General features: G+C 67.1%; 8 protein-coding genes. 4 read left to right on the top strand and 4 right to left on the bottom strand.

Annotation, left to right across the window (positions count from 1 at the left end; translation table 11 throughout):
- Nucleotides 1-8: 8 nt before the first annotated feature.
- From secF to ACT89O_RS23890, 4 genes are all read right to left on the bottom strand, one after another.
- Nucleotides 9-959 (bottom strand): protein translocase subunit SecF, encoded by a 951-nt coding sequence (secF, locus tag ACT89O_RS23905; protein ID WP_121421621.1) that lies wholly within the window; start codon nucleotides 957-959, stop codon nucleotides 9-11.
- A gap of 12 nt (nucleotides 960-971) precedes the next feature.
- Nucleotides 972-2,855: a protein translocase subunit SecD gene (gene secD, locus ACT89O_RS23900; RefSeq protein ID WP_487261385.1), complete on the bottom strand. Its 1,884-nt coding sequence runs from the start codon at nucleotides 2,853-2,855 to the stop codon at nucleotides 972-974.
- Nucleotides 2,856-3,016: 161 nt separating this feature from the next.
- The gene (gene yajC / locus ACT89O_RS23895) at nucleotides 3,017-3,352 is read right to left on the bottom strand and encodes a preprotein translocase subunit YajC (RefSeq protein ID WP_055400362.1); all 336 of its coding nucleotides are present in this window, start codon (nucleotides 3,350-3,352) and stop codon (nucleotides 3,017-3,019) included.
- Between the two features lie 301 nt (nucleotides 3,353-3,653).
- Nucleotides 3,654-7,229 (bottom strand): indolepyruvate ferredoxin oxidoreductase family protein, encoded by a 3,576-nt coding sequence (locus tag ACT89O_RS23890; protein WP_487261384.1) that lies wholly within the window; start codon nucleotides 7,227-7,229, stop codon nucleotides 3,654-3,656.
- A gap of 191 nt (nucleotides 7,230-7,420) precedes the next feature.
- On the opposite strand from ACT89O_RS23890, the gene ACT89O_RS23885 reads away from it, so the two are divergent.
- The 4 genes from ACT89O_RS23885 to ACT89O_RS23870 all read left to right on the top strand — a co-directional run bounded on the left by ACT89O_RS23885 (nucleotide 7,421) and on the right by ACT89O_RS23870 (nucleotide 14,617).
- Nucleotides 7,421-7,906 (top strand): Lrp/AsnC family transcriptional regulator, encoded by a 486-nt coding sequence (locus ACT89O_RS23885; protein ID WP_094289647.1) that lies wholly within the window; start codon nucleotides 7,421-7,423, stop codon nucleotides 7,904-7,906.
- Between the two features lie 386 nt (nucleotides 7,907-8,292).
- A complete protein-coding gene (locus tag ACT89O_RS23880; protein WP_487262904.1) occupies nucleotides 8,293-11,274 on the top strand; it encodes a DUF2339 domain-containing protein in 2,982 nt (993 codons plus the stop codon).
- Nucleotides 11,271-12,755 carry a DUF3999 domain-containing protein gene (locus ACT89O_RS23875; protein WP_487261383.1) on the top strand — a complete coding sequence of 495 codons (1,485 nt, stop codon included), beginning with the start codon at nucleotides 11,271-11,273 and terminating at the stop codon, nucleotides 12,753-12,755. The genes ACT89O_RS23880 and ACT89O_RS23875 overlap by 4 nt, the downstream gene beginning before the upstream one ends.
- Nucleotides 12,756-12,856: 101 nt before the next feature.
- A complete protein-coding gene (locus ACT89O_RS23870; protein ID WP_487261382.1) occupies nucleotides 12,857-14,617 on the top strand; it encodes an MFS transporter in 1,761 nt (586 codons plus the stop codon).
- Nucleotides 14,618-14,620 lie beyond the last annotated feature (3 nt).

The following is a 14,620-nucleotide window of genomic DNA, read 5'->3' as shown; positions in this document are numbered from 1 at the left end:
TTAGCGGGTCAGACGGTGGCTCCGGCATGGGGATCATTCGGATCCCCATCTTTTCTGACGGGCTTGACAAGGTCCTCGCGTTTTACGCCCAGCCACATGGCGATGGCGGCTGCCACGAACACGGACGAGTAGATGCCGAACAGGATGCCGATCGTCAGCGCCAGCGCAAAGTAGTGCAGGCTGGGGCCGCCAAAGAAGAACATCGACAGCACCATGGCCTCGGTCGAAGCGTGGGTGATGATGGTGCGGCTCATCGTGCTCGTGATGGCGTGGTCGATCACCTCGTGCGTGCTCATCTTGCGGTACTTGCGGAAGGCCTCGCGGATCCGGTCGAAGATCACGACCGACTCGTTGACCGAGTATCCCAGCACGGCCAGCACAGCAGCCAGCACCGACAGCGAGAACTCCCACTGAAAGAACGCGAAGAAGCCCAGGATGATCACCACGTCATGCAGGTTGGCAATGATGGCGGCGACCCCGAACTTCCACTCGAAGCGGAAGGCCAGGTAGATCACGATGCCCACGACCACCATGGCCAGCGCCATAAGGCCGCCGTGCACCAGTTCCTCACCCACCTGCGGGCCGACGAACTCGGTGCGGCGCAGCGTGACCTCGGGGTCAGCGGCCTTGAGCGCGCCCAGTACCTGCTCGCTTTGCTGCGCGGATGTGACGCCCTTTTGCACGGGCAGCCGGATCATCACGTCGCGGGCGGTGCCGAAGTTCTGCACCTGCACGTCCGGATAGCCCAGGCCGGAAACCGTCTCGCGGACCTTGGCCAGTTCGGCGGGCTGGCTGTAGGCCACTTCCATGACCGTACCGCCGGTGAACTCCACCGACAGGTGCAGGCCACGGGTCAGCAAGAAGAACACTGCGAGGGCAAAGGTGATGAAGGAGATCGCGTTGAAGATCAACGCGTGCTTCATGAAGGGGATATCTTTTTTGATGCGGAAGAATTCCATGGCCGTTGTCCTTTAGTTCGTCTTGGCCACGGCGGTGTCGGTATCTGGCTTCCAGACCGTACCGATCGACACGCTCTTGAGCTTCTTCTGGCGGCCGTACCACAGGTTCACCAGGCCCCGCGAGAAAAACACGGCCGAGAACATGCTGGTCAGGATGCCGATGCAATGCACCACGGCAAAACCGCGCACCGGGCCGGAGCCAAAGGCCAGCAGGGCCAGGCCTGCAATCAGCGTCGTCACGTTGGAGTCGAGAATCGTCGCCCAGGCACGCTCGTAGCCCGTATGGATGGCCGCCTGTGGCGAGACACCCGAGCGCAGCTCCTCGCGGATGCGTTCATTGATCAGCACGTTCGAGTCAATGGCCACCCCAATCGCGAGGGCCATGGCGGCAATGCCCGGCAATGTGAGTGTGGCTTGCAGCATCGACAGAACCGCCACCAGCAGCAGCACGTTCACGCCCAGCGCAATGCTGGAGAACACGCCAAACAGCATGTAATAGGCGCACATGAAGATGGCGATCGCGATCAGGCCCCAGACCACGCTGTTGATGCCGCGCTCGATGTTGTCGGCGCCCAGGCTGGGGCCGATGGTGAATTCTTCGATGATTTCCATGGGCGCCGCCAGCGAACCGGCGCGCAGCAGCAGCGCGGTGTCGTTGGCTTCGGCCGTGGTCATGCGGCCCGAAATCTGCACGCGCCCACCGCCGATTTCGGTGCGGATCACTGGCGCGGTCACCACTTCGCCCTTGCCCTTTTCAAACAGCACGATGGCCATGCGCTTGCCGACGTTCTCGCGCGTGATGTCCTTGAAGATGCGCGCACCCTTGGCGTCCAGCGTGAGGTTCACAGTGGGTTCCTGCGTCTGGCCGTCAAAGCCCGGCTGGGCATCGGTCAGGTTCTCACCGGTCAAGATCACCTGTTTCTTGACGATGACCGGCTGGCCGCTGCGTTCCAGATAGCGTTCCGAGCCGAACGGCACGGGGCCACGGCCAGTCTCGGCGGCGCGGGCTTCGGTGCCCTCGTCCACCAGGCGAACTTCCAGCGTGGCGGTGCGGCCCAGGATGTCCTTGGCCTTGGCCGTGTCCTGCACACCGGGCAGCTGCACCACGATGCGGTCCAGACCCTGCTGCTGGATCACGGGTTCGGCCACGCCCAGTTCGTTGATCCGGTTGTGCAGCGTGACCATGTTCTGCTTGAGCGCCTGCTCCTGCACCTTGCGCGTGGCTTCGGGCTTGATGGCAACGCGCAGCTTGAACTCAGTGCCCTCGGGCGTGCCGGTGACCTGGAGGTCGGGGAACTGGTCCGCAATCAGGTTGCGGGCTGCAGTCATCGTGGCTTCGTCGCGCACCTTGATGTCGATGTTCTGCCCTTCGCGGCTGATGCCACCGTGGCGAATGCTCTTGTCGCGCAGTGCGGTGCGGATGTCGCCTGCGTACGACTCGGCTTTTTTGGTCAAGGCCGCCTGCATGTCCACCTGCAGCATGAAGTGCACGCCGCCGCGCAGGTCCAGGCCCAGGTACATGGGGTTGGCGTGCAGGGATTTGAGCCAGACGGGCGAGCGGGACACCAGGTTCAGCGCCACGATGTACGAGGGATCGCTGGCGTCGGGTACCAGGGCCTTCTGGATCGCGTCCTTGGCCTTGAGCTGCGTGTCGGGCGCATCGAAACGCGCGCGCACCGAGTTGCCTTCCAGTTCCACGAAGTCTGGCGTGACGCCAGCCGCCTTGAGCGCCTCTTCCACCCGCTGCTGCACGGCGGTGTCCACCTTGACGGTGGCTTTGGCCGACGAAACCTGCACGGCAGGTGCCTCGCCGAAGAAATTGGGCAGGGTGTACAACACCCCCACCAGCAGCACGATCACCAGGATCGCGTACTTCCAGACCGGATAACGGTTCATGATCGCGCTCTTATCTCAGTATTTCAGGCGCTGTGTGCGCCGATCCCCTCATGCCAGCGGACACCGTGGAACTGGCGTTGCCAGGCCACTGGCGTCGTCCCCCTTCCCGCGCGCAGCGCGAGAGAAAGGGGAAGCGGCGCAGCCGCTCAGGGGGTTGATCCTCACTTCACCGAACCCTTGGGAAGCACCTGAACCACGGCGCTGCGCTGCAGCTGCACTTCCACGCCGCTGGCGATCTCGATGTGCAGGAAACCTTCGGACAGGCGCGTGACCTTGCCGACGATGCCGCCTGCGGTGGCCACTTCATCGCCCTTGGCAATGGCTTCGATCATGGCGCGGTGTTCCTTCTGGCGCTTCATCTGGGGGCGGATCATGACGAAGTACAGCACCACAAACATCAGCACCAGGGGCAGCATGCCCGTGAGCGTGGACATCATGTCGCCGCCGCCAGCGGCTGCTGCGGGTGCGGTTTGGGCAAAAGCGGAAGAAATAAACACGGACTGGACTCCACAACGGATGTTCAAAATTCACACAACCCGCCAGAGGCAAGCGCCAAAGCGCCTGTCAGGGCAGAACAGGGCATTGTATGCGGCGCCCCGCCTGTGTCCCCAGGAGGAAGACCCAAGGCGGCAGCGGGTGTTTGCCGCGCCAGGCGGCGCAGGGGATGGATTGACAGTTATTTGGGTAAAAATGGCTGCTAGGGCTTGATGGTTATGCATTTATAGCTCATCAATTAATAGCAAAAAGCCCGCGCCAGGCGCGGGCTCTCCGCCCCAAACGGCCGCTGCGGGCCGTGTGTCAGGCCGCTTGGCGCCGGGGCTCGGTCGCCTTGCCGCTGCGCCACTGGGCCATCAGGCCGTCCCATTTGGGGCGTGCCGCTTTCAGGTGGCGCTCCTTCACGTGGCCATAGCCCCGGATCTCTTCGGGGATGCGGGCGATCTCCACGGCCAGGGCCAGGTTGTCCGCATTCAGCGTGGCCAGCAGTTCGTCGATGCAGGCGCGGTATTCCACGATCAGCGCGCGCTCCATGCGGCGCTCCTCGGTCTTGCCGAACACGTCCAGCGCCGTGCCGCGCAGGCCCTTCATCTTGGCCAGCAGGCCAAAAGCGCTGCGCATCCAGGGGCCGAAGGGCTGCTTGACGAGTTCGCCCTTGTCGTTCTTCTTGGCCGTCATGGGTGGTGCCAGGTGGTGCACCAGCTTGTAGTCGCCTTCGAACATGTTGGCGATCTTGTCCGTGAAAGCCTGGTCGGTGTGCAGGCGCGCCACTTCGTACTCGTCCTTGTACGCCATGAGCTTGAACAGGTAGCGGGCCACGGCTTCGCTCAGGCGGGTGCCGACGTCCAGCCGCGATTCGGTCGCCTTCACCTTTTCGACAAACGCGTGGTACTCGGCCGCGTAGGCCGTGTTCTGGTAGCCAGTGAGGAATTCGACACGCTTGGCGATCATCTCGGTCAGCGAGGGCTTCTTCACAAACTGGATCACCTGCGCAGCCTGGAACAGCGCCTGCACCGACGCCAGATCGTGCGCGCAGCGGCGGCCCCATTCAAACGCGGCCTTGTTGTTGTCCACCTGCACGCCGTTGAGTTCCATGGCGCGCATCAGCGATGCCAACGTCAGCGGCACGCGGCCCTTTTGCCAGGCGTAGCCCAGCATCAGCGGGTTGGTGTAGATGCTGTCGCCCAGCAGCTGGGTGGCCACCTGCTCGGCGTCAAAGCTGCCCACACCGCCTGCGCCGACCGCCGCAGCAATCGCGCTGTCGCAATTGGCACCGGGGAACTGCCAGTCCGGGTTGGTCACGAAGGCCGCCGTGGGCGTGCCGTGCGTGTTCAGCGCCACGAAGGTGCGACCCGGTTGCATCACAGCCAGTGTGTACTTGTGCGCCGCCACGATGGAGTCGCAGCCGATCACCAGGTCCGCCTTGGCCGTATCGACCTTGGTGGTGTAGATGGCTTCGGGGCGGTTGGCGATCTGGATGTGGCTCCAGGTGGCGCCACCCTTTTGTGCCAGGCCGCCAGCGTCCTGCGTGATGACGCCCTTGCCATCCAGGTGCGCCGCCATGCCCAGCAGCGAGCCGATGGTGATCACGCCCGTGCCGCCCACGCCGCCGACCACGATGCCCCAGGCCGCTTCCGCCACCGGCAGCACGGGTTCAGGAATGGACGGCAGCGCCGACAGGTCGCCTTTCTTTTCCTTCTTGGGCTTCTTGAGCTTGCCGCCCTCCACCGTGACGAAACTGGGGCAGAAGCCGTTGACGCACGAGTAGTCCTTGTTGCAGGTGCTCTGGTTGATGCGGCGCTTGCGGCCAAATTCCGTCTCCACGGGCTCGACGGAGAGGCAGTTGGACTTGGTCGAGCAATCGCCGCAGCCCTCGCACACCAGCTCGTTGATGACCACGGTCTTGTCGGGCGTGGCCAGGGTGCCGCGCTTGCGGCGGCGGCGCTTTTCGGTCGCGCAGGTCTGGTCGTAGATGATGACCGTGCAGCCCTTGATCTCGCGGAACTGGCGCTGCAGCGTGTCGAGCTCGTCGCGGTGGTGCACCGTCACGCCCTCGGCCAGCGGTACTCCGTCGTACTTCTGCGGCTCGTCGGTCACGATGATGAGCTTGACCACGCCCTCGGACTTCAGGCTGTTCATGATCTGCAGCACCGAATGGCCCTCAGGCCGCTCGCCCACCTGCTGGCCGCCGGTCATGGCCACGGCGTCGTTGTAGAGCACCTTGTAGGTGATGCTGGTGCCCGCCGCAATGCTCTGGCGGATGGCCAGCAGCCCGCTGTGGAAGTAGGTGCCGTCGCCCAGGTTGGCAAACACGTGCTGGTCGGTGGTGAACGGTGCCTGGCCCACCCAGGTCACGCCCTCGCCGCCCATCTGCGTGAAGGTGGAGGTGTTGCGGTCGGGCATCCAGTTGGCCATGTAGTGGCAACCGATGCCGGCCACGGCGCGCGAACCCTCGGGCACGCGGGTGCTGGTGTTGTGCGGGCAGCCGCTGCAGAACCACGGGGCACGCTCGCCGGTGTCCACCTTGAGCTCGGCCATGCCGCGCTCGCTGGCCTCGATGACGGCGATGCGGGTTTCCATGCGCGCAATGATGTCGCTGGGCACACCGAGCTTCTTGAGGCGCTTGGCGATGGCCTTGGCGATGATGGCCGGCGTCAGGTCGGCCTTGGCGCGCAGCAGCCAGTTCTGGCTGGGGTTGGGCATGGACCATTCGCCGCCCGTCGCATCGCCCTCGGGCTCGTCGAACTTGCCCAGCACGTTGGGACGCACGTCGGCGCGCCAGTTGTACAGCTCTTCTTTCAGCTGGTATTCGATGACCTGGCGTTTTTCTTCCACCACCAGGATCTCTTGCAGGCCCTGCGCGAAGTCGCGCGTGATGGTGGCTTCGAGCGGCCAGACCACGTTGACCTTGTGCACGCGGATGCCGAGCTGGCGGCAGGTGTCGTCGTCCAGACCCAGGTCCACCAGGGCCTGGCGCGTGTCGTTGTAGGCCTTGCCGCTGGCGATGATGCCGAAGCGGTCGTTCGGGCCTTCGATGACGTTGTAGTTGAGCTTGTTGGCGCGCACATAGGCCAGGGCCGCGTACCACTTGTAGTCCATGAGACGCGCTTCCTGCTCCAGCGGCGCATCGGGCCAGCGGATATGCAGGCCGCCGGGCGGCATCACGAAGTCCTCGGGCATCACGATCTTCACGCGGTCCGGGTCGATGTTGATGCTGCTGGAGGACTCCACCACCTCCTGGATGGTCTTCATGCCCGACCACACGCCCGAGAAGCGGCTCATGGCAAAGGCGTGCAGGCCCATGTCCAGGATCTCTTGCACGCTGCTCGGGAAAAACACCGGCGTGCCGCAGGCCTTGAAGATGTGGTCGCTCTGGTGCGCGGCCGTGCTGCTCTTGCTGATGTGGTCGTCGCCCGCAATCGCAATCACGCCGCCGTGCTTGGCGGTGCCCGCCATGTTGGCGTGCTTGAACACGTCCGAGCAGCGGTCCACGCCCGGGCCCTTGCCGTACCAGATGCCGAAGACGCCGTCGAACTTCTTGCTCTGCGGGTACAGGTCCAGCTGCTGCGTGCCCCAGACGGCCGTGGCGCCCAGCTCTTCGTTCACACCGGGTTGGAAGACGATGTTGTTGGCCGCCAGGTGCTTCTTGGCTGCCCACAGCGCCTGGTCATACGTGCCCAGCGGGGAGCCCCGGTAGCCGCTGATGAAACCCGCCGTATTCAGCCCCGCCGCCGCGTCGCGCTGGCGCTGCAGCATGGGCAGGCGCACCAGGGCCTGCACCCCGCTCATGAAGGCCCGGCCGTGGTCCAGGGAATACTTGTCGTCAAGCGTGACGGTTTCCAGCGCCTTGCGGACGGATTCTGGGAGTGGGGCATTCATGGCTATGTCTCCAATGGCTTTTTTGTGGGGTCCGCGCCTTGTGGGCCGGTGGGGGGCAGAGTCCATCCGCCCGTTTAGGGCCGCGACTCCAGTGTGGAGAGAAGTGTATGTCTGCGCCGCTGATATGTCTTTGCGTTCTGTGCCGTGTTTAGGCTATTCTGAGAAAGGATCTTTCTCATTGCTGCCATTTTGTGAACACTCTCGACAAATTCGATATCGCCATCCTCAACGAACTGCAGGCTGACGCCCGCCTGACGAACGCCGAGCTGGCCCAGCGCGTGGGCCTGTCGGCCGCGCCCTGCTGGCGCCGCGTGCGGGCGCTGGAAGAGCAAGGCTTCATCAAGGGCTACCGTGCCGAGATCGACCGGCACAAGATTGGCCTGGGGGTGCTGGCCTTTGTGCGGCTCGATGCCGACCGCAGCACGGGCAACCTCACGCGCAAGATGGAAGAGGCCATCCGCCAGATCCCCGAGGTCGTGTCCTGCCACTACATCAGCGGCACCGGCACCTTCGAGCTGCAGGTGGTGGCGCGCGACCTGGACAGCTTTTCGCAGTTTGCGCGCGATGTGCTGCTGAACTTGCCTAATGTGAAAGACATGCACACCAGCTTCTCGCTGGGCGAGGTGAAGGCCAGCGGGGCGCTGCCGCTCACGCACCTGGCGCGGGTCAAAGGATAATTGCTACTAAATTAATAGCTGCTATGGATTGATGGACGGGCGCAGAGGCCTGTTTTTGCCTCAAATCCGGGCAGCACAACCCCCCGCCCCGGGGCGAGGGGCTTGATGTGGCTGGGCGCCCTGCGAGGTAACAAGGCGTTAGGGAATGGTTCCTGCGCAGGGTGTGCTGTATAAGCCTGCGGAACCACAGCGGGGCTGCCAAGCTGCCGCACGCACCCTCTCCGCCACGCGCCTGCAAGGCCCTGCACCTCGTGTCCCTGACCGGGGTGTTGGTTCGCAAGGTCGCTGCGCGAGCGGTTGCCGGTGGGTCTACCAATACGACGGCTCCTTTCGCGCACAGCCCCATGGCCTGTCGACCGGAGCCCAAAAAAGAGGGCGAGGGCGGCATGATCATCTGGGGCATTTTCTGGGGCGCGGTGCTGGGCTCGTGGTTCGGCGGCTACGGCGACTTCGGGCCGTTTGTGGGCGGCATTCTGGGCTTTTTCGCCGGGCTGTCGCTGCGCTGGGCGATCCGCTCTGCCATCCGCACCGAGCTGCAGGCGCACGCCACCAAGGCCACTGCCCAGCCCACGCGGGCACCGCAGGCGGCGGCGGTTGCCGAAGACCAGCCTGTGGCGGCAGCGCCCGTGCCGCAACGGCCTGTGCCACACGCACCCCCTCCACCACCCACCACCAGCGACGATCCTCGGGATGCGGACGACGCTTTTTGGGCCGGCGAACTCACGCCCCAAGGCCTGCCGCGCGTCCCTTCGTCGGCCCCGGTGGCCAACCGCACGGACGCGCCTGCCGCGCCCCGCAAGACAACAGCCCAGCCCGCGCAGCCCAACCCCATCGAGCTGGCCGTGCTCGCGGCCAAGAACTGGCTCCTGGGCGGCAACACCATCGTGCGTGTGGGCCTGGTGATCCTTTTCATCGGCCTGTCCTTCCTCGCACGCTACGCCGCCTCGGCCGGGCTGCTGCCGGTCGAGTTCCGCCTGGCGGCGGTGGCAGCGGTGGGCATTGCGCTGCTGGGGGTGGGTTTCCGCAAGCGCACCGACAAGCCCGGCTTTGCGCTGGCCCTGCAGGGCGGCGGTGTGGCGGTGATGTACCTCACCGTGTTTGCGGCCTTCCGGCTCTATGGGCTGCTGCCGCCGCTCTGGGCCTTCGGGCTGATGATCGCGGTCTGCGCCGCCAGTTGTGCGCTGGCGCTGCTGCAGGATTCGCGCGCGCTCGCGGTGGCGGCGTTCGCCGGGGGCTTTGCGGCACCCATCCTGCTGTCCACCGGCCAGGGCAGCCACGTGGGCCTGTTCAGCTACTACACGTTGCTCAATCTGGCCATTCTTTTCATCGCCCACAAGCGCTCCTGGCGCGTGCTCAACGTGGTGGGTTTTGTCGCCACCTTTGGCGTGGCCACGGCCTGGGGGGCGCTCAAATATGTGCCCGATCACTACGCCAGCACACAGCCCTTCCTCGCTGGCTTTGTGCTGATCTACCTCGTCACCGCCATCCTCTATGCCCGCAACACGCCGACGAAGCTGGGCAAGACGGTGGACAGCATGCTGGTCTTCGGCACGCCGCTCGTGGGCTTTGGCCTGCAGGCCGGGCTGGTGCAGCCGTTTGAGCTGGGTGCGGCGTTCTCGGCGCTGGCCTTTGCGGCGGTTTACCTGCTGACCGCGACCGTGCTGGTGCGCCGCGCGCAAGCGAGCTGGCGCCTGCTCACCGAATGTTTCATCGCCATCGGCGTGGGCTTTGCCACGCTGGCCGTGCCGCTCGCGCTGGATGTGCAGTGGACCTCGGCGGTGTGGGCGCTCGAAGGCGCGGGCGCCTTCTGGGTCGGCACGCGCCAGGCCCGCTGGATGCCGCGTGCCTTCGGCCTGGTGCTGCAGGTCGTGGCCATGCTGGCGTTCATGGGCGGCGTGGACGGTGGTGGCCTGCAGGTCTCGCCCCTGCCGCTGGCCAACCCGGCCTTCCTGGGTGCGATGCTGATTGCGCTGCCTGCGCTGCTGCTGGCCTGGAGGCTGCGCCAGCCGCTGCCACACAGCGGATCGGCCTGGGCCCAGGGCTATGCCAGGGTGGAGGTGCTGCTGCCCAACCCGGCCTACCTCTACGGCTTTGTCTTCTGGTGTCTGGCCTGGTGGCTGGAGATCACGCGCAGCGTGCCCGCCACCGAGGCGAATCAGTGGCCCGTCCCGGTGTTCTCGGACCGCGTTGCCGAACTGCTGGGCATGCTGGCCGTGGTGCTGAGCGCCGCGCTGTCGATGGTGCTTGGCCTGCGCACGCGCTGGGCCGTGGCCACCTGGCCTGCGCGCGCCACCATCGGCGTGCTGGCGCTGGGGTTCGTGGCGCAGGTGGTGGACGGCCACCGTGTGTTGAGCACCCCCGCCTGGGCCGTGTGGCCCATCGTGCTGGCGCTGCATGGGTGGATGCTGTGGCAGACCGATCGCTGGCAGGCGGCGGACGCTGAGGGCCCGTCCGCCCAAAGCGCGTCGCGCTTCGGCTGGTTCCACGCCGCCACGGCCTGGCTGGTGACCTTGCTGCTGGCCGACTGCCTGTGGTCCGGCATCGGCAAGGCCGAGCTGTGGCGCACCTCGTGGGCCGGTGTGGTCCTGCTGGTCAGCGCGATTGCGGTGCTGATGCTGCTCGCGCTGTGGGCGGGCCGTGGCAACCAGCCTGAGGCACGCGCGGCGCTGCCCTGGCCGCTGAACCCCCATGCCGAGGCTTACTACTGGTTGGCGGCCCTGCCCCTTGCGGTGCTGGTGTTCGGGGGCGCGCTGCTGGCCGCCGTGCATTCGTCCGGACACACGGCGCCGCTGCCTTACATCCCGCTGCTCAACCCCACCGACCTGACCCTGGCGCTTGCGCTGGGCGGCCTGGTGTTCTGGCGCCGGGTGCTGCTCGCAGCGCTGCCGCCCCCGGCCCGCTCGGGCGGGGTCACCGGGCGCCATGCGCTGGTGGCCTTGGCGCTGCTCGCGTTCATCGTGATCAACACCGTGTGGCTGCGCGTGGCCCACCACTTCTTTGGCGTGCGCTGGGATGCTTCTGCGCTGTTCAACAGCTTTGTGGTGCAGACCGGCTACGCCATCCTGTGGACGCTGCTGGCGCTCAGCCTGATGGTGCTGGCACACCGCCGCGTGCAGCGGCCGCTGTGGCTGGTGGGCGCGGGCCTGCTGGGCGTGGTGGTGGTCAAGCTGCTGCTGATCGATCTGTCCAACGCGGGGGGGGCCGAGCGCATCATTGCCTTCATCGCCGTGGGTGTGCTGATGCTGGTGGTGGGCTACTTTGCGCCTTTACCTCCGAAGTCGCCACCCAAATCGCTACCCAAGGCGGACGCCCCTGCGGAGCCTGCCGCGCCACCGCTGGCGCCATCGCAACCAGAAACACTGCCATGAAGAAGCCTGTCGCCATGAACCTGCCCCTGGTGCTGGCCGCTGCCGCCCTGTCCCTGTGCACCGGCGTGGCCCAGGCGGCGGCCGATGCCAACAGCCCTGCGGCCTACGCCATCCGCATTCCCGTCACGCTCGCGGCCGATGCGCCGCTGCAGCGCGTGATGCTGCCCGCCGAGGTGCTGGTGCGCCTGCAAAGCCCGGGCTATGCCGATGTGCGCCTCTTCAACGGCGCGGGCCAGCCTGTGCCCATGGCACTGGCCGGTGTGGCGGCGGCCAGCGCGCCCGAGGAGTCGGTGACCTTGCCCGCCTATCCCATCCTGGGCGCCGCGAGCACAGGCACGGCCGGGCTGGAAGGCCTGTCGCTGCGCATCGAGGAGCGCCAGGGCCAGCGTGTGGTGCAGATCGACACGGCCGTCACGACCACCACGGCAGGCCCCGCCACTCCGCAAGCCGTGCGCGGCGCGCTGCTCGACGCGCGGAATGTGCAGCTGCCCGTGGCCCGCATGGCCCTGGACGTGGATCTGCCTGCGGGCCAGCCCGTGACGTTCCGGGTGCAGGCCAGCAAGGACCTCAAACATTGGCAGCCACTGGCCGAGACCGTGCTTTACCGTGCCGACGCTGCGGCGGCGCCCACGGCACCGGGCCGCCTGGGCAACGAGCAGGTCGACCTGCAGCGCGCCGACCTGAAGGGCCACTACCTGCGCGTGACCTGGGGCGACGCTGCTGTGACCCTGCGCGGCGCCACGCTGGCCACTTCGCGCAGCACGGGCCCGCGCGAGCGCGTCAGCGCCAGCATGGTCACGCCCGCCCTGGCCAACCCGCGTGAACTGGTGTTTGCGCTGCCGTTTGCCACACCGGTCGCCGCGCTCGCCATCACGCCGCCCGGCAGCAATGTGCTGATTCCGGTGCGCGTGCTGGGCCGCAACCACCGCGAGCAGCCCTGGTCGCCACTGGCCAGTGCCGTGGTCTACAAGATGGCAACCGGCGGCAAGGAACAGTCCAGCGGGCCCGTGGAGCTGGGCGGCGCCTCGGTGCGCGAGATCAAGATCGAAGCCGACCCCAAGACCCCCGGTTTTGCTGTCGCGCCCGCTTTGGCGCTGCAGTTCGAGCCCGCGCAGCTGGTGTTCCTGGCCAGCGGGCAGGGGCCCTTCACGCTGGCGGCGGGGCTGCCCGGGGCCACGGCGGCGGCCAGCGCCTTCCTGCCCCTGGCCAGCCTGGTGCCGGGCTACCAGCCCGCGCAAGAGAACCAGCTGCCCGTGGCGCTGGCAGATGTGGCCCGGGCCGACATCACCGGCGGCAAGCCCGCAGACGGCGCGCTGGTGCCCGCTGCGGCGGCCAGCGGCGGCATCTCCACGCGCAGCGCCGTGTTGTGGGGTGTGCTGCTGGTGGGCGTTGCGGCACTCGGGCTCATGGCCTGGCTGTTGCTGCGGCAAACCAAACAGGCGGGCCACCAGGCCCCGGCTGCGCCGACCGATGCCCCATGACGAAGCGCGGCGCCGGTGATGGCCCGTTTGGCGCAGGCCCGCAGTGGGCTATTTGGCGCTGAGCCACCACAGCCGCGCCAACCGTCGCACAATGCGCAGACATGCCGCCATTGCCGTCCCACGAAAGCACGCGCAGCGTTGCGCCCCCGCCCTCCCCTGATGCCCCGGACCTGAGCCCGGGCGCCCCGCCGCAAAGCGATGCGGCTGCAGACCGTGCCGCGCGTGCGGATCTGGCGCATGGCACCGAAGAGTCCGTCGCCGCCCAGTTGGGGGACAGCGCAGCGCTGAACCAGGCGGCTTCGCTCTCACCGTTTGCGCCCTTGTCGGTGCCCGTGTTCCGCATGCTCTGGCTCACCTGGGTGGCGGCCAACACCTGCATGTGGATGAACGACGTGGCGGCCGCCTGGCTCATGACCACGCTAACCACCTCGCCCGTGCTGGTGGCGCTGGTGCAGACCGCTTCCACGCTGCCCGTGTTCCTGCTGGGCCTGCCCAGCGGTGCGCTGGCCGACATCCTGGACCGGCGCCGTTACTTCATCGCCACGCAGTTCTGGGTCGCGGTCGTGGCGCTGGTGCTGTGTGTGGCCATCCTGGCCGGAGGCATGACGGCGCCGCTGCTGCTGGCGCTCACCTTTGCCAACGGCATCGGCCTGGCCATGCGCTGGCCGGTGTTTGCGGCCATCGTGCCCGAACTGGTCAGCCGCCCGCAGCTGCCGGCCGCGCTGGCCCTCAACGGCGTGGCTATGAACGCCTCGCGCATCATCGGTCCGCTGCTGGCGGGCGCCATCATCGCCAGCGCGGGCAGCGCCTGGGTGTTTGTGCTCAACGCCGTGCTGTCCATCGTCTCGGGCCTGGTCATCATGCGCTGGAAGCGGGTGCACACGCCCAGCCCGCTGGGGCGCGAAAAGCTGACCAGCGCCATGCGCGTGGGCCTGCAGTTCGTGCGCCAGTCGCCGCGCATGCGGGCCGTGCTGTGGCGCATCTCCATCTTCTTTCTGCACGCCACCGCGCTGCTGGCCCTGCTGCCGCTGCTGGCCAAGGGGCTCGAAGGCGGCGGCGCGGGCACCTTCACGCTGCTGCTGGCCAGCATGGGCGCGGGCGCCATCACGGCGGCCATGTTCTTGCCGCGCCTGCGCCAGGCCATGGCGCGCGATGTGCTGGTGATACGCGGCACGGCGCTGCAGGCCGCCGCCACAGGCGTGATGGCCGTGGCGCCCAATGTGTACGTGGCCGTGCCCGCGATGTTCGTGGCGGGCATGGCGTGGATCACCACGGCCAACTCGCTGTCGGTGTCGGCCCAGCTCGCGCTGCCCAACTGGGTGCGCGCGCGCGGCATGTCCATCTACCAGATGGCCATCATGGGCTCCACCGCGCTGGGCGCCGCCGTGTGGGGCCAGGTGGCCACGGTCACCGATGTGCATGTGAGCCTGGGCATTGCCGCTGCCACCGGCGTGGTGGCCATGCTGCTGGTGCAGCGCCTGGTGGCCGACCGCAGCATGGAGGAGGACCTGAGCCCCTCGCGCGCCTTCAAGGCGCCCGTGGCCGACACACCGCCCGGATCAGGGCACCTGGTGGTCACCATCGAATACTTCATCGACCCCGCCCGCGCCGCTGAATTCCGCGCCGTGATGCAGGAAAGCCGCAGGAGCCGCCTGCGCCAGGGCGCCCTGGGCTGGCAGCTGCTGCACGACATCGCCCAGCCTGCGCGTTACGTGGAGCGCATCGAGGACGAGTCGTGGACGGAGCACCTGCGGCGCTTCGACCGCGTGACGGCGTCCGACGTGGCGCTGCGCGACCGCAAGCTGGCCTTCCATGTGGGCGATGCACCGCCGCGCGTGACGCGGTGGTCGGTGGAGCAATGAGGG

Source organism: Acidovorax sp. NN32 (assembly GCF_057597245.1).
This window is presented reverse-complemented; position numbering and strand designations above follow the sequence as displayed.